12 protein-coding genes and 2 pseudogenes are annotated in these 20,361 nt (G+C 70.7%); 6 read left to right on the top strand and 8 right to left on the bottom strand.

The window, feature by feature from the left end; genetic code table 11:
- The 4 genes and pseudogenes from ACLEQD_RS12930 to ACLEQD_RS12915 all read right to left on the bottom strand — a co-directional run.
- Positions 1-1,535: pseudogene (locus ACLEQD_RS12930) on the bottom strand (OPT family oligopeptide transporter); the annotation flags it as partial.
- Positions 1,536-1,588: 53 nt separating this feature from the next.
- On the bottom strand, positions 1,589-3,586 hold the full coding sequence (locus ACLEQD_RS12925; protein ID WP_410383984.1) for a HipA domain-containing protein: 1,998 nt from the start codon (positions 3,584-3,586) through the stop codon (positions 1,589-1,591).
- A gap of 1 nt (position 3,587) precedes the next feature.
- Complete coding sequence (locus ACLEQD_RS12920) at positions 3,588-5,249, bottom strand: DUF262 domain-containing protein (RefSeq protein ID WP_410383983.1); 1,662 nt, start codon at positions 5,247-5,249, stop codon at positions 3,588-3,590.
- 50 nt (positions 5,250-5,299) lie between these two features.
- A complete protein-coding gene (locus ACLEQD_RS12915; RefSeq protein ID WP_410383982.1) occupies positions 5,300-6,076 on the bottom strand; it encodes a CPBP family intramembrane glutamic endopeptidase in 777 nt (258 codons plus the stop codon).
- A gap of 111 nt (positions 6,077-6,187) precedes the next feature.
- Here ACLEQD_RS12915 and ACLEQD_RS12910 point away from each other — a divergent pair, with 111 nt between their 5' ends.
- The gene (locus ACLEQD_RS12910) at positions 6,188-8,818 is read left to right on the top strand and encodes a M12 family metallopeptidase (protein WP_410383981.1); all 2,631 of its coding nucleotides are present in this window, start codon (positions 6,188-6,190) and stop codon (positions 8,816-8,818) included.
- Between the two features lie 43 nt (positions 8,819-8,861).
- Here the strand turns inward: ACLEQD_RS12910 and ACLEQD_RS12905 are convergent, their stop codons facing one another.
- A complete protein-coding gene (locus ACLEQD_RS12905) occupies positions 8,862-10,526 on the bottom strand; it encodes an alpha-amylase family protein (RefSeq protein WP_410383979.1) in 1,665 nt (554 codons plus the stop codon).
- Positions 10,527-10,684: 158 nt separating this feature from the next.
- Here ACLEQD_RS12905 and ACLEQD_RS12900 point away from each other — a divergent pair, with 158 nt between their 5' ends.
- From ACLEQD_RS12900 to ACLEQD_RS12880, 5 genes and pseudogenes are all read left to right on the top strand, one after another.
- The gene (locus ACLEQD_RS12900) at positions 10,685-11,647 is read left to right on the top strand and encodes a TIGR03885 family FMN-dependent LLM class oxidoreductase (protein WP_410383977.1); all 963 of its coding nucleotides are present in this window, start codon (positions 10,685-10,687) and stop codon (positions 11,645-11,647) included.
- A gap of 24 nt (positions 11,648-11,671) precedes the next feature.
- A complete protein-coding gene (locus tag ACLEQD_RS12895; RefSeq protein ID WP_410383975.1) occupies positions 11,672-12,775 on the top strand; it encodes a winged helix DNA-binding domain-containing protein in 1,104 nt (367 codons plus the stop codon).
- Position 12,776: 1 nt separating this feature from the next.
- Positions 12,777-13,016 (top strand): annotated as a pseudogene (locus tag ACLEQD_RS12890) (hypothetical protein); the annotation flags it as partial.
- Positions 13,006-14,517, top strand: coding sequence for a hypothetical protein (locus ACLEQD_RS12885; RefSeq protein WP_410383973.1), 1,512 nt, complete (start codon positions 13,006-13,008; stop codon positions 14,515-14,517). The pseudogene ACLEQD_RS12890 and the gene ACLEQD_RS12885, both read left to right, overlap by 11 nt.
- Positions 14,517-14,867 (top strand): DUF2019 domain-containing protein, encoded by a 351-nt coding sequence (locus ACLEQD_RS12880; RefSeq protein WP_410383971.1) that lies wholly within the window; start codon positions 14,517-14,519, stop codon positions 14,865-14,867. Before ACLEQD_RS12885 ends, ACLEQD_RS12880 begins: the two co-directional genes overlap by 1 nt.
- Before the next feature lie 25 nt (positions 14,868-14,892).
- On the opposite strand, the gene ACLEQD_RS12875 is transcribed toward ACLEQD_RS12880, so the two are convergent.
- From ACLEQD_RS12875 to ACLEQD_RS12865, 3 genes are all read right to left on the bottom strand, one after another.
- Entirely contained in the window at positions 14,893-17,634 is a 2,742-nt protein-coding gene (locus ACLEQD_RS12875) for an SNF2-related protein (protein WP_410383969.1), read from the bottom strand.
- A 271-nt stretch (positions 17,635-17,905) separates the two neighbouring features.
- Positions 17,906-19,930 carry a TonB-dependent receptor plug domain-containing protein gene (locus ACLEQD_RS12870; RefSeq protein WP_410383967.1) on the bottom strand — a complete coding sequence of 675 codons (2,025 nt, stop codon included), beginning with the start codon at positions 19,928-19,930 and terminating at the stop codon, positions 17,906-17,908.
- Between the two features lie 174 nt (positions 19,931-20,104).
- A partial coding sequence (locus tag ACLEQD_RS12865; protein WP_410383965.1) for a PEGA domain-containing protein occupies positions 20,105-20,361 on the bottom strand: 257 nt, incomplete at its 5' end.

Genomic DNA, 20,361 nt, shown 5'->3' with positions numbered 1-20,361 from the left:
CCAGCACCCGCGCCACGCCCGCCGTCACCGTCGCGGCCGGCGCCGGGAAGCGCTCCGACCCCAGCACGGACGGGTCCGGCACCAGCAGGTAGAACAGCGGCACCACCACCAGCGCCCCCACGACACACCCCAGGAGCTGCGCCAGGAACACGCGGCGGGGATTCGCGCCCAGCAGGTGCCCCGCCTTCAGGTCCGTGAGCAGGTCCGCGGACGAAGACGCCGCGTTGACCGTGAGGCCCGCCGTCGCCAGGTTCGCCTTCACGTCCCCGGGCAGCAGCACGCCGTACGTGAGCTGCGTCACCTGCCCCAGCGCGCCCACGGGGCTCACGTCCGTCTCGCCCGTGACGCGGCAGGAGATGAGGCACAGCACGAACGACAGCGCCACCGCGAGCAGCGCGTGCGGCACCGGCACGTCGAAGCCCACCCGCGCCAGCGCCACCGTCGCGGGCGTCAGCACCAGCATCCCCGCGACCCACCACCGGCCGGGCACCTGGAGCGCTTCAATGGGATGGGGCGCCTGCCGCGACGCCCCGCCCCGGAGCCCCCGCAGCGCCCGGCCCCACACCCGGGCCTGGAGCGCGAACTGCAACAGCGACGCGGTGGTGAGCGCCGCCGCGCCCGGCCACAGCGCCCACGCGAGGAAGTCCCCGTCCACGGCCACCACGCCCGCCGCCATCAACCGGGGCGCGACGACGCCGTGGACGACGAGCGCCCCCAGCAACATGGACGCGGTGACCCGCACGCCCAGCAGCGCGCCCCCGCCCACCGGCATCAACCCCGTCTCCAGCGCGAACCCCAGCCGCTCCAGCGGAACCCCGCCCAGCGTCCCGGGAAACGCATACGCATACGGCACGCGCCCGAACCCATCGCGCGCGAGCGTCAACAGCCCCGCGACCAGCCCGCCCACGCCCAGCATCCGCAGCCGGGGCCCCGCCTCCTCACCGCCCGCGTGCAGCGCGCGAGCCGTCGCCGCCGCGGCCGTCCCCGACGCGAACGGAAGCTGCTCCCGGTCCACCAGCTGCCGCTTGAGCGGCACCGCGAAGAGGACGCCCAGCGCGGACAGCAGGAACGTCCACGCCAGCAGCGTCACCCCGGGCAGGTGGTGCCCCGTGGTGAGCAGCCACGCGCCCTGCACCGACACGAGCGCGCCCCCCGTCGCGTACCCGCCGACGACGCCACCGTCTGCGCGCAGCCCAGCTCCAGCAGGGACAGCGGCGCTCCCGCGGCGCGGGGACTCAAGCGCCGGAGCGCCCATGCGTCGCGGACGCGAGCAGCGCGGCGGTCACGGCCACCCCGAACGCCACGCCCGTCTTCAGGCCCGCGTAGAGGTTGGTGGCGCAGGTGAGCACGCCCAGCCCCGCGCCCAGCGCCACCGCGCGCAGCGTCAACTGGGGCAGCCGGTCGCCCTGGTACACGCGGGTGAGCCAGTAGGTGTCCACCTCCGCCTGCGTCGTCCCGGGGATGCTCAGCAGCGTCAACGAGGCGTCGGTGGGCACGTCCCCGGCGGGGACGGCGCGGGGAGCAGGGGCCGGCATGCGCGGCCCATCCTCTCCGTTCATCCCCTTCCGCGCCACCCTGGTCCGCGGCGTCACGCCTCGCGCGAGCGCAGCAGGTAGAAGACGTAGCCGTAGCTGTCCCCGTGGCGGCGGTACAGGTTCACCTCCTGCTCCGCCGCCGCGATGACCTCGCGCAGCGCCGCGTCCGCCGTGGGGCGCAGCCGGTCGATGCGCTGGAGCAGCGGCGTGTAGTAGTCGTCCCACCACGCGGACGCGGGCAGCGTGAAGGTGTCCAGCACCGTGAAGCCCGCCGCCTCCGCGGTGGCGCGGTTCTGGGCGACGTGGGCCATGGACGGATACGCGGCCGACCAGAAGCGCACCGCCTCCGGGGGCCGCACGTCGGTGAGCCAGGAGCACTCGGTGACGGCCACCTGCCCGCCGGGCGCGAGGAGCGGCCGCCACTGGCGCAGCCCCTGCCCGAAGCCCATCACGTAGATGGCGCCCTCGGACCAGATGAGGTCGAAGGACGCGGGCGGCAGCGTCAGCGCGCCCATGTCCTCCTGTCGCGTGACGATGGCGTCCGACAGCCCCTGCTCGCGGGCCTCGCGCTCCAGCCGGTCGAGGTAGGGCCGGTGCAGGTCCACGGCGGTGACGCGGGTGCCCAGCTCCCGCGCGAGCACCAGCGAACTGGCGGCCGGTGCCCGCGCCCAGGTCCAGCACGCGCGGCGAGGGCGGCGGCGGAGCCAGGCGGCGCAGGGCCTCGCGGGTGCAGTCGTCGCTGCCAGGGCCCAGGCGGGGCAGCTCGCTGTAGAGGGTGAAGAAGGCGTTCGCCGTCTGGCGCAGCTCGCCGCGCTGCGCTTCACGTTGCCCTGGAGCAGCGGGACGCGCTTCCAGTGTTCCTCGATGCGCTGCTTGAACAGCTCCGGCATGGGCAGGTCCGCGCGCAGCGTGGTCCACGCGTCGAGCGCGACCTCCACGGCGCCCGTCACCACCGGGAGGACGTCCTCGTCGCCCAGGCCCAGCTTGCGCGCCAGCCGCTCGAAGCTCTGGAGCGACACGTCCTCGAAGCGCTTGGACTTCGCCAGGTTCAGCGCGAGCTGATCCTGCGGCATGTACTGGATGGTGGAGACGAAGTCGTACGCGGGCGACAGCGTGGGGCGCGTGCCGTCCGGGTAGATGAGCGACCAGTTCTTGTGGTGCGCGTCGCCGTTGCCGCACGCGATGATGAACACCAGCCGCCGCAGGAACTCCTGGAGCGCGTCCAGGCCCGCGACCTTGAGCAGCACGTTGGCGATGGTCTCGTAGTTGTACTTCTTGTACTTCTCGTCGGAGTACAGCCCCAGCACCTGCGCCAGGTCCTCCATGTGCACGCGGTGGCCGGGCGACGGACGGTCGAAGCGGCGGATGGCGTATGCCAGGTCCTCGCGCAGGGTGATGCCTTCGGGCAGGCCGTGCAGGTCGGAGACCTTGAGCAGTTGGAGCTCCGGCACGTCGATGCCGGTGGCGCGCGCCCAGGTCATCACGGACAGCTCGTTCTCCGGCACGCGGTCGTAGCGGTTGTCCGGCAGCTTGACGATCCAGTCGCCGCCCAGGCCGCCCATGGGCAGCGTCATGCCCCGGTCGCGCCGGAGCATGGAGAACTTGAGCTGCACGCCCGCGAGCGAGAAGCGCAGCGGCTCACCGTCGGACGCGGGTTCGGCGGGGACGTCCGTGAGGGGCGCGTCGTGGCCGGCGAGCTCGCCCGCCGGGCGGACGATGACGGCGCCAGAGAGGTCCGCGCCCAGGTGCGCGATGAAGAAGAACTCGCGCTGCCGGGCGATGTTCTGGCGCTCGGAGATGAGGTCGCGCAGCGGGCCTTCGGGCAGGAGGTTGGAGAAGAACGGCGGCAGCCGCATGCGGCTGGTGTGGCGGCGCGACAGGTCGTCCTCGAAGAACTGGCCCAGGACGGGGCGCGGGTAGCGCTGGCGGTAGTCCTCGGAGAGGCTGAACTCGATGCGCTCGTCCGCGAGCAGCGTGAGCGTGCCGACGTGCACGTCCCCGATGAGGACGTCGAGGATGCCGGTGGTGGACACGGGGAGCGAGGGGTCCATGTCAGTCCTCATCGTCGTCGATGATCATCGACTGGAGCGAAGGCCGGTCGGATTCGTCCCAGCGCGTCCGGGCCTCCATGAACTGGCGCAGGACGGGCTCCAGCACGGCCTGACGCAAGGAGAGGAACGCGCCGTCATTGCGCCGCAGGGACTCCAGGGCCTCCGCCGTGAGGCCGTGGCTGTGGAGGAGTTCCTCGGATGGAGGCGGCTGCGCTTCGAGCACCTGGAGGAGCGAGCGTCCCTCCACCGGGGGATGGAAGAGGTAGTTGAAGGTCCCTTCCATCAGGCGCCGCACCGTCCTGCGGTCCTGGGCCCGCTGCGTGCGCCACCGCTCGTCATCCGGGGGCAGGAGGAGCTGGAAGCCCTCGCCCTTCTGCTCCAGCAGCTCTGCCGGGTCCAGCACCGCGCCCGTCAGCAGGTGGCGCGGCTGGAGGGACAGCATCGCGATGCGAAGGACGAGCGGAGGCCTCACGGTGGCGTGGGGCATGACCGGCAGGCCGGTCTCCATCCACCAGCGGATGAGCGGAGGCGGCACCTGCGCCAGCAGCGCCTGGAGGGAGCGCTCCTCGTCGGAGCGGATCGCCGCGAAGACCTGCTGGGCCTCCGCGGGCTTCAAGTCCCAGCCGCCAAAGACGATGTGGCGCCAGAACCAGCGGGACAGCAGCTCCCGGGAGCGCGGCGAGGGCTCCGGGTGCAGCTGGAAGAACCGCGTCAAGAGGACCAGCGAGTTCTCCGGCGCGGGCAGCAGCTTGAGGTGCGGGATGAACGCATCGCGCTTGAGGAACACGATGGCATCGCGCAGCGCCCGGTCCGTGCGGCGGACCGTCTCCGTGAGCTCGTCGTCCTGGTTGAGTTGTTCCTGGTAGCCGCGCGTGAAGTCCAGGCCGCGCACGGCGAGCACGGCGCGCAAGAGCAGCGACTCCGGGATGGCGCCGAAGCCCAGCTCCCGCAGCCCTTGCGTCACCGACTCCAGGCTGAGCGAGCGCGAGCCCACGTACAGCGCGTTGAACACCTCTTCATCCGTGAGCGGCCGGCCCGCCGTGTTGAGGCGCTTGAAGATGATGCGCAGGACCTTCTCGTCCGCGGTGTCCACGACGTAGGCGGGCACCTGGTACTCGCGGATGGCCTTGCCCAGGCGGATGGCGGCGCGCAGGTGCTCCGGGTGCGCCTCCCGGTCCGGGTAGCGGTTGAGCCAGTGGAGCAATGACTCGCTGTCCAGCACCTCGTTCATCGGCAGCCAGTGCGGCGGAGGCGTCCCGGTCTCCGGCGGCGGATGCAGCTCCTCCGTCTCCAGGTCGAAGTACAGGTGGAAGTCATCGCGTCCGGCGTCGTCCCCGTAGGCCGGATGCAGCAGCACGCCCGCGAGCGCCGTCACGCGCTGCTGCCCGTCCACGGCCCACAGGCCCTGGCTGGTGGAGGGCGCGTCGATGCGCACGGGGCCGAAGCTGACGTTGGCGGCGGGCGCGTCCCGGCGCCAGAACAGCAGCGTCCCGATGGGATAGCCCCGGTACACGCTGTCCAGCAGGTCGCGCACGTCCTCCGCGGTCCACCGCAGCGGGCGCTGGAAGTCGGGGATGCGCACCTCGCCACGCCGCACGCGGTCGAGCAGGTCCTCGATGCTGAACGACTTCGTCTCCGGGCGCCGCGTCAGGGGAGCGGGCATCGCGAGCCTCCTCCCCCGGGTCTGTAACCCGAAGCTCCGCGACCCGCCACCTACACCGTGGAGTCCCGTCGCTTCGGCAGCAGCACCACCAGCCCCAGCGCCACCAGTCCCGTCGCGGCGGACAGCCAGCGGCCGCCCTGCCCTACCGCGTTGACGTCCAGTTGCAGGTCCAGCAGGCCGTTCGCCAGGTTCCATCCCCAGTGCAGCCCCACGGCGCCCCACAGCGAGCCCGTGCGCGCCACCGCCGCCGCGTACGCCAGGCCCGTGCAGAACAACATCAGCCACTCCAGCGGACCGTTGCCCAGCCGGTACACGTGCGTGAGCACGAACACGCCCGCGGACAGGGCCACGTAGCCCACGCCCTGCCCCGCCACGGGCCACGCGCGGAACCAGAAGCCTCGCGCCACGATGTCCTCCGCCAACGACGGCACGAACGTGGACACCGCGACGCCCAGCACCGCCACCAGCAGCGCCGTGCCCATCAGCGGCTTCTCCAGGGGCTGTACGCGCATCACGCCCAGCGCCACGCCCACCAGCACGGACACCGGCTTGAGCACCAGCATCACCGCCAGCGCCCTCGCGAGCGAGGAAGCCCTCCACTCCAACGCATACGCATGGAAGCCATTGCGGTAGCCCAGCCACCGTCCCACGCCCCAGGCCACGGCATGAAACAGCGTCATCAGCACCGCCGTCACCGCGAAGCTCCCCAGCAGCCGGCCGCCAATGCCCTCCGGCGCTTCGTAGCAGGCGTACAGCACGGCGAACGCGAGCGCGCAGCGCGGCGCGACACGCGAGGGAAGCGGCGATTCAGGAGGCGAGGGGCTCATGGCGGAGGCACCTCTTAGCGCGGGAACTTCCTCCAACGCACAGCCAGCTTTCGCGGGTCCCTTCGTATTGCATCGCGAGTCACCGCGACACCCGACGAGGGGGATTCCCACATGCGCATCACCCATCACGCCCGGTTCATCCGGGCGCTCACGGCCGTGGCCTGCCTTGGCACCGCCTGCCGCCCTGAAGACGCCGCTGAACCCACCACTCCGCCCGCTCCCGCGGCGCAGGCGCCCGCCATCTCCGGCGTACGCTCCGCGTGGGTCCGCATCGGCCCCAAGGCGGAGGCCCGCGAGGTGAAGTACGAGGCCGTCAACGGCCTGGCCCTCTTCGAGGGCGACATCATCCTGGGCACCGTGGAGGACGTGGAGCGCGAGTCCCCGAAGGTGAAGGCCCAGGCTGGCAACCGCGTCTCCGCGGAGAGCATCCAGGTCACCGGCAGCAGCAAGCGCTGGCCCAACGGCGTCGTCCCCTACGTCCACGTCTACGGCTCGCTGGACGACAACTACGTCATCAACGACGCCATCCGGCACTGGCAGCGCAAGACGGGCCTGCGCTTCGTGCCCGTCTCCTCCACCACGCCCACCTCCACGGACCACGTCTACTTCGTGAAGGGCCAGGGCTGCTCGTCGGCCGTGGGCCGCCAGGGAGGCCGGCAGTACATCACGCTGGAGGGCGCGTGCGGCCTGGGCGCGGTCATCCACGAGCTGGGGCACGCCATCGGCTTCTGGCACGAGCAGAGCCGCGAGTTCCGCGACGACTTCGTGGACATCCTCTGGGACAACATCCTCGACGGCAAGGAGCACAACTTCGAGCAGCACATCAGCGACGGCGACAACTTCGGGCCCTATGACTACGGGTCCATCATGCACTACGGCACGACGGCGTTCGGCAAGACCGACCCCGTGACCGGCGCGACCCTGCAGACCATCCGCCCCAAGGGCGGCCAGGCCATTGGCCAGCGCAACGGCCTGAGCGCGGGCGACGTCGCCTCCGCCGCGTCGATGTACCCGGGCGAGATGAAGGGCAACTTCGAGGAGGTCACCTCCACCGGCTACGTGAAGGGCTGGACGTTCGACACCGCGTCGCCGGAGGTCTCCGTGGACGTGCACGTCTACATCGACGGGCCGTCGGGCTCCGGTGCGTTCGGTGCCGCCGCGACCGCGAACGTCTCGCGCAATGACGTCAACACCGCGTACGACGGCATCCTGGGCAACCACGGGTTCTACTTCCCGGTGCCGGCGTACTACCGCGACGGCCAGAACCACACGATGTACGTCTACGGCATCGACGCGCAGGGCATCCACAACCCGCTGCTCGCGGGTTCGCCGCGCACCTTCAACCTGCCGGGCGCCTTCGGCACGCTCGACAGCATCTCCGGCGACGGCACGGTGGCGGGCTGGGCGATGGACCTGGACTCGCCCTCGGCGTCCATCACGGTCTCCTACTCCATCGACGGCAACCCGGCGTCCGTGGCCAACGTGGTGGCGAACCTCTACCGCGCCGACGTGAAGGCCGCCTATCCCATGGCGTCCGGCTCCAACGGCTTCTCCTTCCGCATCCCGGACGTCTACGTGGACGGCCAGGACCACACGCTGCGCATCTACGCGTTGGATCAGCAGGGCCGCAACAGCCCGCTGCTCGGCAACGCGCCCAAGACGTTCCGGCTGGCCATGCCCTCCGTCTACAAGGCGGGCGTCTTCGCGGGCGCCGGCAGCTCCGCGCAGCTCCTCGCCATCGACGGGTCGGGCTACGGCCCGCGCGTGCTCGTCTCCGGCTACGTCAACGCCAACGGCTTCCCCTTCTTCCACTACCAGGAGGCCTGGGGCGCGTCGCCCCTGCTGGGCGGCTGGCACAACCCCAGCGACATCAAGCTCCAGGGGGACTTCCGGGGCCTGGGTTACGATCAGATGCTCTTCATCAACAACGACGGCATGGGCGGCCGGGTGATGGTCACCGACTTCCGCGACGGCGCGGTCCCCGCCGAGGTGCGCTACCTCGAGTCCTGGGGCCAGAACGCCCTGCTCAACGGCTGGCACGACCCGGAGGACACCCAGCTCGCCGGTGACTTCCTGAACCGGGGCCACGACCAGGTGCTGTTCTTCAACCGCTCTGGCGTCGGGGGCCGGGTGATGATCAACGACTTCAGCGACGGCGCCGTCCCCGCGGAGACCGGCTACCACGAGTCCTGGAGCATGCCGAACTCCTTCGAGGACTGCTCCGAGCCGGACGACAAGCTCTACGTGGGCGACTTCCAGAACCGGGGCTACGACCAGGTGCTCTGCCTCAACCGCTCCGGCACGGGCGCGCGGGTGAAGATCCTCGACTTCAGCACGGGCGTGGCGCCGGCGCAGGTGCGCTACGTGGAGCTGTCCGGAGCCTTCACGCTGTTCGACGGCCTGACGGACGCGGACGACAACCAGGCGGCGGGAGACTTCCGGGGCCTGGGCTACGACCAGCTCCTGCTGGTGAACAACGGCACCACCGGCCCGGCCATGCTCATCGCGGACTTCTTCGACGGCGTCGCGCCGGCCGAGGTCCGCTACAGCGAGGCCCAGGGCGTGAGCTACTACCCGACGCTGCTGGCCAACCGGATGCTGGTGGGTGACTTCCGCAGCCTGGGCCACGACCAGGTGCTCTACGGCTCCTCGTGGGACCCCACCTACTACACCACCATCCTGGACTTCTCCGACGGCGTCGCCCCGCCGGAGCGCATCTTCCAGAAGGTGGAGTTGAACTGACGCCGCTGACGCGGTGACACCGGCGGGGCCGCTTCCCTCACCCTCAGGGCAGCGGCTCCGCCCGGTGCATGCGCGCCGGGTTCTCCAACCCCACGCGGAACCAGCGGTAGCCGTAGCCCTCCAGCGTGAGCACGTGGCGCCCGCCGTCCTCGGGCCAGGAGTGGCCCTCGCTGAGCACGTTGAAGAGCGTGCACGGCTCGTCACCGCCCACGTCCAGCTTCACCGTGCAGGGCCGCGACGACAGGTTGTGCAGCACCACCATCCCGTTGCCCTTCCAGTCGTACCGGATGGCCAGCACGCCCTTGTTGCCCGTGCGCAGCACCTTCCACGCGCCCCACCCCAGCTCCGGGCACTCCTTGCGCGCGCGGATGAGGCGCTCCGTCCAGTTGAGCTGCGAGGCCGGGTCGCGCCGCTGCTGCGCCACGTTCACGTGCTGGAAGCCGAACGGGCCGTCCGACACCAGGGGCTTCACCGGCGCCTCCGCCAGCGTGAAGCCGCCGTGCGGCTCCGGGCTCCACTGCATGGGCGTGCGCACCGCCTGCCGCTCCACCAGCGCCAGGTTCTCCCCCATGCCCAGCTCGTCGCCGTACCAGATGACCGGCGTCCCCGGCAGCGTGAACATCAGGCTGTAGGCCACCTCGATGCGGCGGCGGTCCCCGTCCAGCATCGACGCGAACCTGCGGCGCAGGCCCCGGTCATACAGCTGCATGTCCTTGTCCGGCCCCAGCGCCTCGAAGACCTCCAGCCGGTCCTTGTCCGACAGGCGTCCCAGGTCCAGCTCGTCGTGGTTGCGCAGGAAGTTCGCCCACTGCGCCGTGTGCGGCAGCTTGGGCGCCGACTTCAGCGCCTGCGCCAGCGGCGTCGCGTCCCCGCGCGTGAGCGCCAGGTAGAAGTTCTGGTTCGCCAGGAAGTTGAACACGAGCTGCATGCGGTCGTTCTCGCCGAAGAACTCCATCACCTCGTCCATGGTGACGTTGGCCTCCGCGAGCAGGATGGCGTCGCCCCTTCGCCACGACAGGAACTCGCGCATCTCCTCCAGCAGCTTGTAGGGGTCCTTCACGTCCGGGTTCTTCACGCCCTTCAGCTCGACGAGGAAGGGCACTGCGTCCACGCGGAAGCCGGACACGCCCAGCTCCAGCCAGAACCCCATGACCTTGAGGATCTGCTCGCGCACCTCCGGGTTCGCCACGTTGAGGTCGGGCTGGTAGTGGAAGAAGCGGTGGAAGTACCAGAGGCGCGCCTCCTTGTCGTACGTCCACGTGGAGGGCTGCACGCCCGGGAAGACCATGCCCTTGTTGGCGTCCTTGGGCTTCTTCTTCGCCCACACGTAGTAGTCGCGGTAGGGGCTGTCGGGGTCCTTGCGCGCCGCCTGGAACCACGGGTGTTGATCCGACGTGTGGTTCACCACCAGGTCGATGATGACGCGGATGCCGTGCAGCCTCGCCTCGTGGGTGAAGGCCACGAAGTCGCCCAGGTCCCCCAGGCGCGGATCCACGCCGTAGTAGTCGCTGATGTCGTAGCCGTTGTCGCGGTTGGGAGTCGGCTGGAAGGGCAACAGCCACAGGCACGTGATGCCCAGGCCCGCCAGGTAGTCCAGCTTGCGGCGCAGGCCGGTGAAGTCCCCCACGCCGTCGCCGTTGCCGTCCATGAACGTCTCGACGTCGAGGCAGTAGACGACCGCGTTCTTGTACCAGAGGTCTTCAATCATTCCGTTCCCTTTAGCCCTCCCCTCGCGGGCGTCGGCCGTTCGGATGAGGCGGTCGTGCGGAACCCCACACCTGGGGGCAATCAGACTTCGTTCAGCCAACACTCGCGCCAGGACGGGCCTCGCGGAGGGGGCGCTCCCGCTCCAGGGTGCGCGCATCCATGCCCCTCATCGGCTTCCACGCGTCGCACGAACAGTTCTCCCCCAGCGAGCTCTTGCGCCTGTCCCAGCAGGCGGAGGGCGCGGGCTTCCAGGCCGCGCTCAACTCCGACCACTTCCACCCGTGGACGGAGGCGCAGGGCCAGAGCGGCTTCGCCTGGGCGTTCATGGGCGCCGCGCTCGCGACCACCGGGCTGTCCTTCGGCTCCGTCACCGCGCCGGGCCAGCGCTACCACCCGGCCATCGTCGCGCAGGCCCTGGCCACCCTGAACGAGATGTTCCCAGGCCGCGCGTGGATGGCGCTGGGCAGCGGCCAGTACCTCAACGAAGCCATCACCGGCACCGGCTGGCCCGCCAAGGACCTGCGCAACGCGCGCCTCAAGGAGTGCGTGGACATCATGCGCGCCCTCTTCCGCGGCGAGACGGTGACGCACCGGGGGCTCGTCACCGTGGAGGAGGCGAAGCTCTATACGCGCCCCAGGGACATGCCCCTGCTGGTGGGCGCCGCGGTCACGCCGAAGACGGCCGAGTGGGTAGGCGGGTGGGCGGACGGCCTCATCACCACGGCGCGGCCCCCGGAGGAGCTGCGGAAGGTGGTGGACGCCTTCCGCGGGGGCGGCGGCGAGGGCAAGCCGATGTTCCTCAAGGTGCAGCTGTCCTACGCGAAGGACGACGAGCTGGCCCGCGAGGGAGCCTGCAACCAGTGGGCGGCCAACATCTTCGCCAGCAGCGTCCTCAGCGACCTGCGCACGCCCGCGCAGTTCGCGGAGGCCGCGAGCGTGGTGCAGCCGCATGACCTGGACGGCCCGCTGCGCGTCTCCAGCAGCCTCCAGCAGCACGTGGACTGGCTGGGCGAGGACCTGCGCCTGGGCTTCGACCGGCTGTACCTGCACAACGTCAACCGCGACCAGGAGGGGTTCATCGAGGCGTTCGGCGCGAAGGTGATTCCCGCGCTCACGCGCTGAAGGCCGCTGGGTATGCTCGGGCGCATGCCCAGCGACGTCCTGTCCCAGCAGGCCCTCAACCGCGCCCTGCTCGCGCGTCAATTGCTGCTCACGCGCGAGAAGCTGACCGTGCCGCGAGCCATCGAGCACCTGGTGGGACTCCAGGCCCAGCTCGCGCGCCCGCCGTACCTGGCCCTGTGGTCCCGGCTCCAGGGCTTCCAGCGCGACAGCCTCACGAAGCTGGCGCTGAAGCGCGAGCTGGCGCGCGGCACGATGATGCGCGGCACGCTGCACCTGATGACCGCGAAGGACTACCTGCGCTACCGCGGCCTCTTCGAGCCCCTGCTCACCGCCGCCATGCGCTCCGTGCTGAAGGAGCGCGCCACGGCGCTGGACCTGCCCGCGCTGCTGGCCACCGCGAAGCCCTTTCTTGAAGAGCAGCCCCGCACCTTCGAGAAGGTGCGCGCGCATCTGCTGAAGCACCACGTGGGCGGGGACGAGCGGGCCATGGGCTTCGCCACGCGCATGCTGCTGCCGCTGGTCCAGGTGCCCGAGGAGGGGCTGGAGTGGGGCTGGCCGGGCAACGCCGGCTTCACGCTGGCGGAGTCCTGGCTGGGTGAGGAGCTGTCCACCGACGACGACGCGTCCCCGCTGGTGCTGCGCTACCTGGCCGCCTTCGGCCCCGCCACGGTGGCGGACATGCAGGCCTGGTCCGGCATCAAGCCGCTGAAGGACGCCTTCGAGAAGGTGCGGGGCAAGCTGGTGGAGTTCCGCGACGAGAAGAAGCGCGTCCTGTTTGATCTGCCCAAGGCCCCGCGCCCGCCCGAGGACACGCCCGCGCCGGTGCGCTTCCTGCCGGACTTCGACAACCTCATCCTCGCCCACGCGGACCGCACCCGCGTCGTCCCCGAGGAGCACCGCGCGCTGCTGTCCACGAAGAACCTGCGCGTGCTGAACGTGTTCCTGGTGGACGGACGCACCGCGGGCACCTGGACCACCGAGCGCAAGAAGGGCACCGCGACGCTGGTGTGCAACGCCTTCGATGCACTGAAGAAGCCCGTCCGCGACGCGCTGGTGCAGGAGGGCGAGGACCTCCTGCGCTTCAGCGACCCGGACGCCGCGAAGGTGGCGGTGACGTTCGCGAAGTAGTGCCGGGAGTCATGCGATGACACCGACACGGGACGTATCGCTGCGCCTGGAGGCACGCAGGCAGCAGGGTGGCTTCCGGCAGGGCTTCTTCGGTCCGGATTACGAACTGGCGCGCTACCTGGGCGCGGCGGAAGCGCGCTGGCGAATCCTGGCGGAGAAGCTCCATGCGGTGGCCACGGGGGGGACGCTGCGTCCGGGGGCTTTCGCTTCGGTGGGCCTGGGGGCGGACAATGCGCGTTGACGCCCTGCTCGCGTGCGTGGCCCTCCTCTTCACCGGTTGCGCCTCGTTGCCCGCCGGGCCCGGAAGGACGCTGAGCTACACGTCCAGCGCGGCCACGGACGCCCCTGGGGCGCGAGTGTCGAACGAGGAGGCGCCGCCGCTGTACCGGCGCAAGGCCGTGCGCGAAGAGGTGACGGGAGCGAGCCCCGTTCGCGCGGTGGCAATGGCGGACGCCACCCGTCCCGACGACGTGCAACAGGACGGCTGGGAGCAGTTGCTGACGAACGCGGGGCTGGAGGCGCGCGACGAACGGCCCCTGGGAGGCGTGCTGACACCCGCGCAGGCCGCGCGTCTGTTGGGGGTGCTGCTGGGCAAGCCCGTCACGTTGCGCACCTTCCCGCCTCGCATGGTGGCGGGCTTCGTCCTGCGAGAGGTGATGGAGGGAGGCAAAGTCACGCGGCAGGAGTTGTTGCTGCGGGTGGAGCGCTTCTCCCGGCAGCAGCTCGCGGTGCTGCGACCCGACGGCTATCTGGCGTGGGCCCTCACCGGACGCACCCAGCAGAAGGTTGCAACGGTTGAATGGAAGGACGGTGCCTTCCGCGCGCATGGCTTCGAGCTGGGCCGTTTCTACAGCGGCAGGGGCGGCGTCTTCCGGGCCGTGGACGCACAGCTCCAGCCTTCGGATTGGCGGCCCCTGGCCGACGTGTACGACGACGCGGATGTCATCAGCCGCACCCTGGATGGAGCGGAGGATGCGTTCGCGGAGCTGTACCACGCGCTGGGCCAGTTGCTCACGCGCCCCGTGGACAGCCTCGCGGGGCTGAGCCACCTGCCCGCGGGAGTGGCGGCGCTCATCGCGTCATCGCCTGCGTACTGGGAGCGCTTCCAGTCCATGACCCGTGGCGAGCAGATCCGCGAAGTGTCGCGGCTCACGACGGGCATGCTCATCACCGGAGGAGCCGCATCGGCCACGACGCGGACCCTGAAGGGAATGGCGGTCGGAGCGGAAGTCTCGGTGCCGGTGCTCTCGCTGTCGGCGGAGGGCGCGCTGGCGTTGGAGAGAATCGCGGTGCCAGCGGGCCGCGCGGCGGCGGTGTTGAGCGGCGGGCCTGGGGCAGCCATCATCCTCCAGCGAGTCGATGACGCAGCGGGCTCAGGTGGTGGCGGCGGCGGAGACTCACAGGGGCCCGCGCCGTCGAGTGGGCCGAAGGGCTATTCATCCTTCAAGTCCTTCAAACGGGCCATGGGACCGGCCGGTGAGGGAAAGGAGTGGCATCACATCGTGGAGCAGACAGAAGGAAACGCGGCTCGCTTCGGGCCACAGGCTCTCCACAACCGGGAGAACGTCATCCCACTCGACAAGGGGCTTCACTCTGGAGTCAGCGCCCTGTTCTCCTCGAAGCGATTCGACATCACCAACACCTTCACCACAGTAAGAGAATGGTTGAGCACTCAGTCCTTCGAAGTTCAACGTGACTTCGGCCTTCGGGCCATTGAGAACGTGAAGAATGGGGTCTGGTGATGTCGCTTGAGAAGTTCGTAGAGCAGTTCGCCCAGAACATCGCGGCACAGACGGACTGCATCCTCCGGGGGGATGCAAGGGCGGGCAATCAGCACGCCGAAAAGGCGCTTGCCGCGTTCATGTCTTTGCGCGAGAGGGGCGATGCGGGCCGCGACGCATTGGCAGCGCTTTTTTCGCACGCCCGTATGGATGTCAGGGTCACTGCGGCTGCGTTCCTGCTTCGGCATAAGACCGCCGAAGCCACAGCGGTCCTGGAAGATGCAGCAAAGGGCCAAGGTCTAGCGGCCCTTGGAGCCCAGCAAACCTTGCGGAATTGGCAGAATGGTTCGTGGGCTCTCGACCTTGCCTGATGAGTAACCTGTCACAGGGAACTCTTCACGCGAACAGCTGGAGCAGGTCCTCGCGGGTGATGGCGGCGGCGCCCGAGGCCTCGCTGAGCGCGGCTTCGAACAGGGCGCGCTTCTTCTCCTGGAGGCCCAGGATCTTCTCCTCCACCGTGCCCTGGGACACCAGTCGGTAGACCATCACCGGCCGCTCCTGCCCGATGCGGTGCGCGCGGTCCGCCGCCTGCGCCTCCACCGCCGGGTTCCACCACGGGTCCATCAGGAACACGTGGTCCGCCGCCGTCAGGTTCAGGCCCGTGCCGCCGGCCTTCAGCGACATCAGCAGCACCGGCGCGCCGTCCTGTCCCTGGAAGCGGGACGTCACCTCGCCGCGGTTCGCCGTCGCTCCGTCCAGCCGCTCGAAGCCGATGCCCGCTTCCTTGAGCCCCGGCTCGATGAGATCCAACAGCGACGTCCACTGCGAGAACACCAGCGCCTTGTGGCCCTCCGACACCGCCGTCTCCAGCGCGTCCACCAGCGTCTGCACCTTGGAGGACGTCTTCGCGTGCTGGCCCGGCACCAGCGCGGAGTGGCAGGCCGCCTGCCGCAGCCGGAGCAGGGCCTCCAGCGCCTTGAGCACGCTGCCGCCCTCGTTGAGCAGCGCGACCACTTCCGCGCGCGTCGCGGCCATCACCGCGTCGTAGACGGAGCGCTCGCGCTCATCCAGCTGCACGTGCATCACGGAGTCCGTGCGCGGCGGCAGCTCCGGCGCCACGTCCTTCTTGAGGCGCCGCAGGATGAACGGGCGGATGCGGCGGCGCAGGCCTTCCGCCGCGCCCGGCTTGCCGTCCGCGATGGGCTGCGCCGTCTTCTCCTCGAACTGGCGGCGGCCGCCCAAGAGGCCCGGGTTGGTGAAGTGCATCAGGCTCCAGAGCTCGTCCAGGCGGTTCTCCAGCGGCGTGCCGCTGAGCGCGAGCCGCAGGTTCGCCTTGAGCCCGAACGCCGCGCGCGACACCTGGCTCTCCGGGTTCTTGATGGCCTGGGCCTCGTCCAGCACCACCGCCTCCCACGTGGGCGCCCCCAGCACCGGCGCGTCCAGGCGCAGCAGCGCGTACGTGGTGAGCGTGATGTCCGCCGTGGGGTCCAGCTTGCGGCCGGGACCGTGGTACACGCAGACCTTCAGCGACGGCCGGAAGCGCTGCAGCTCCGCCACCCAGTTGGGCAGCACGCTCGTGGGGCACACCACCAGCGACTTCGGGCCCAGGATGCAGATGGTCTGGAGCGTCTTTCCCAGGCCCATGTCATCCGCCAGGATGCCGCCCAGCCCCGCCCCCTTGAGGAACGACAGCCAGCTGACGCCCTGCTGCTGGTACGCGCGCAGCGTGGCGTTGAGCTCCGCGGGCAGCACCGGCGGCGGCAGCTTCTCGAAGCCCTCCACCAGCGGGGCCAGCCTGTCCAGGCCCGGAGGCGGCGGCTGATCCAACGACTCGCACAGCTGCGTCAGCTCCGGCAGCGCGTGGTTCGCGACGCGGCCGTCCTCCTGACGCGCGGCCAGCAGGTCCGCGACGCGCTGCCGTTCTTGTCCAGCCACGCGCGCGCAGCGCGCCCAGCCGCCTCCGTCCAGCGGCACCAGCCCCAGCCCCTCCGTCCACGCCCGCACCACGGCCGCGGCGTCCACCGTGCGCGCGCCGCCCTTGCCGCCCTCCACCTCGAACTCCAGCGTGAAGCGCACCTCCGGCACGCCCGCGCCGGACGCGCCGCCCTCCACGCGCAGGGACGGCTTGAGGCGCATGTCCGGGCTGACGATGCCCGCCGCGTCGCCGCCCAGGTCGCCCCGGAACTTCCGCAGCTTGTCCGCGAAGCGCATCATCTCCGGGCCCTGCACCGTGAGCCTTCGGCCGGGCACCAGGTTCAGCTCGTCGCGCAGCTGGTGGAGCAGCTTCTGCTCCGCGGCCTCGTCGCGCAGCGGCACCGCGCCGCGCAGGTACACCATGCGCCCGTTGTCGATGCGCACCGACGGCGGCGCGCCGTACACCAGCGTGGGCAGCACCGACAGGCCCTGGGTGAGCTGGTTCAGCTCCAGGAGGATGCGCGGCTTCAGGTCGCGGTCCAGCGCCGGCAGGCGGCGGCTCTTCATGTCCACCGGCATGCGCCGCGCCAGCTCCGGCAGCACCTTCGCGGACAGCTCGCCCAGCTGCTCCGGCGAATAGATGCGCACCAGCGGCAGGTGCTGGAGCCACGCGCCCGTCATCGCCGTCTCGCCCAGGCGCACCAGGGACTCCGCCGTCAGCGCGACGCCGGGGCTCACCACCTCCGTGATGCGCGGGTCGCGCGTGATGGTGATGACCCACTGCTGGCCCCGGTCCTCCACCTTCGCGCGCGGGGGCAGCACCTCGCTGGACACCGCCACCGGCCGGCCGTCCAGCAGCACGTTGCGCGCGGGCTCCAGGGCGCGCAGCAGCGCGTCCAGCTTCTCCGCCAGCAGCGGCCCTCGGGTGCGCCGCTCCAGCAGGCGCTCCATCACCAGGTCCACCTGCTCCACCTGCAACGTGACGCCGCCCTGGGGCTTCGCGATGCGGCCCGTGAGGTCCTCCAGCGGCTCCTCCGTGCCGTCCGCGTGCGCCAGGACGCGGTGCAGCTGGAGGCCCCCCTCCACGCGCGTGAAGCGGTACACCACGCGCGACCAGCGCTCGGCCACCGCCTCCAGCGGCGCGTCCTGCTTCTCCGCCTTGTCCAAGGAGATGGCCGCCGCGACGACGTGCTCGCACGGGTCCACCGGGCTGGGCAGTCGCACTCCCACGCCTCGTCGCCCGGGTAGAGGACGACGGTGAAGGCCACCGCCCGGCCCGCCACCTTCACGCGCAGCTCTATCTCCGAGGCCGTGCGCGACTGGAGCGCCACCGCGCCATCGCGCGCGAGGCTGACGCCCCTGGACCAGAGGCCCGGTTTGGCTTCTTTGCGGACGGCTTCGAGGAGCGGGGTGTTCTCGGACATGGCGGGGACGGCTTCCCTACGCCCCGCCACGCCCTTGCGCAACGTCGGATGCGCTGCGTCTGACGGCCAGGCTACTCGTCGTCGTAGGACGGCTCGAAGAGGTACGTGAGCTTCACCAGGAACTCCCGGCTGAACACCGGCAGGGGCGCGTGGCCGCCGTTGTACGGCTGGGCCACCCGGAAGTCGCTGCCCAGCAGGTTGTAGACGCCCGCGCCAAGCTCCAGGCCCTTCGTCCCCACGTTCTCCGCGCGCACGAAGAGGTTGAGCAGCAGCCGGGGGGACAGCGTCTGGACCTCCGACACGCCCTCCTCGTCCGGTGCGCCCACGGCGAAGCGCTGGCCCACCAGCACGGCGGTGGGGCTGACGGACAGCCACGGCAGCACCTTCGCCGTGCCCGTCAGCGTGGCCTTGTGCGTGGGCAGGCCGGTGAAGGCCCTGGGCTCGCCAGGGACCAGGTAGTCCTCCACGTCGTTGCGGCCGGCCGGCCGGTAGAAGGAATAGCCCACCTGCGCGCGGCCCCACGGCCCGCGCAGCCGGTAGTCCAGCTCCACGCCCCGGCTGCCCAGGCGGCCCAGGTTGCGGTACGCCTCCGAGCCCGTGTCCGCGTCGTACGAATAGATGATGGGGTCCGTCACGCCCACGTCGAAGGCGTTGGCGCTCAAGCTCTGGCCCTCGCCCAGGCGCACGGTGGCCTCCAGCTCGTACACCGTGGTGCGCTCCGGCCGGACGTCCTCGCCCAGGGAGATGTTCTCGATGCCCGGCGCGCGGAAGGCGCGGCTGTAGAGGGCCTTGCCGCTCACCGGCCCGAAGGACTTGAGCAGCACCAGGCGCGGCACGAACGAGCTGCCGAAGAAGCTGTGGTCCTCGAAGCGCGCGCCCGCCACCACCGTCGCGATGGGGTTGTCCGAGTACGCCTCCACGAAGGCCGCGACGTTGCGGTAGGAGACGACGTCCTCGTCCCCGTTGAAGGGCTCCTGCAGGCCGATGCCCGCGGGTGCCCGGAGCTGGCCCTGGTCGAACGCCAGGTCCACGCCGCCCGTGAGCTGGAGGAAGTCGAACGCCGCCCAGCGCGCCATGGCCCGGCCCCGGAGGCGCCGGTAGCGCTTGTCGTAGAAGAACTCCGAGTCCTCGTCCGAGTCCCGGTACGACTCGCCCAGCGTGAGGTTCAGCCGGGGGATGATTTCAATCCGGTCCGTGGGCCGGAAGCGGTCGCTCAGCTCCGCGTGGAAGGACTCGAAGTCGGTGTCCGCGGGCGCGGGCAGCACCTCGTCCACGGACACCACCGACGAGGTGTCCTGGCGCTGGTACAGCACGCTCAGCTGGAGGTCGCGGTAGCCCACGCCCGCCTGCACCACCGTGGGGTCCATCCGCGACGCGCCGTTCATGCTCGCGGAGCCGCCGTAGAAGTCGTCGAAGACGGCGTCGCTGCGCTGCCCCTGTCCCAGCGACGCGGACGCGAAGGCGCTCAGGCCCGCCACGCTCTCGAAGACCTTGCGCCCGGACAGCGTCAGGCTGCGGCGGCCCAGGCCGTGCGAAAGCTGCCCGTACGTGCCCACCGCCAGCGCGTCCGTGCTGCCCTGGATGCCCCGGGTGATGACGTTGATGACGGCCAGCTCCGCGTTGCCGCCGTAGATGACGGAGCCGGGGCCGCGCACCACCTCGATGCGCTCAATCAGCTCCACCGGGAACTCGTGCCCCAGCTGCATCGTGGAGTAGAGCTGCTCGTTGATCTCCTTGCCGTCGATGATGAGCAGCACCTTGCCTTCCTGGCCCCACAGGCCCCGGAAGCCCGGCCCCACCGTGCCCTGCACGTCCACGCCGAAGAAGAAGCCGGGCACGTTCAGGAGCACGTCCATCAGGTCGCGCGCACCGGAGGCGCGGATCTCCTCCGCGGTGATGGCCGTCACCACCGCCGGCGAGTCGTGCAGCTTCGTGATGGCGAAGGACGCCACCTGGCTGTGCACCTCCGGCTCCTCGTCCAGTTGCTCCTCGCGCTGTTCGTCCACGGAGGGCGTCTCCGGCGGCCCGGGGTCCAGCGTGGGCTCCGTCTGAGCGAAGCCCGTGCCCGCGCCCAGCAGCGCAAGCCATACACACACACGACGCCCGTGCCTGGTGAAGCCCATACGCAACAACCCTCTCAAAAGGTGGGAGACGCGGGCCTTGTCCCGGGGGGAGACAGCCTCCGCGTGAAACCGATTGTACCGGCTCCAGCACCGTCCGAAAGTTCTGGGATTACTCGCACTGCGTCGAATGCGGGCGTGAGCCTTGTTTCACTTCACGCGCACGCGGGTGCTGCGGCCCGGCTCCACCTCCACCGTCATGCGCCGCTTCACCTCGCCGTTGACGCGGACCTCCACGCGCGCGGGGCCTGACGGCAGCGCCTGCGCGGAGATGGGCGGGAAGCCATACGGCCGGCCGTTGATCCACACCTCGCCGTAGAGCCCCGGCGACGTCACCTCCAGGTCGCCCCGCTGCGCCACGGCGGCCTGCGCCACGGACGGCTCCGGCGGCGTGGGCTCCGGCGCCG

Source organism: Corallococcus sp. 4LFB, from assembly GCF_046520365.1.
GTDB lineage: Bacteria > Myxococcota > Myxococcia > Myxococcales > Myxococcaceae > Corallococcus > Corallococcus caeni.
Note: the sequence above shows the minus strand (reverse complement) of the source record. Positions and strands in the feature narration are given on the sequence as shown.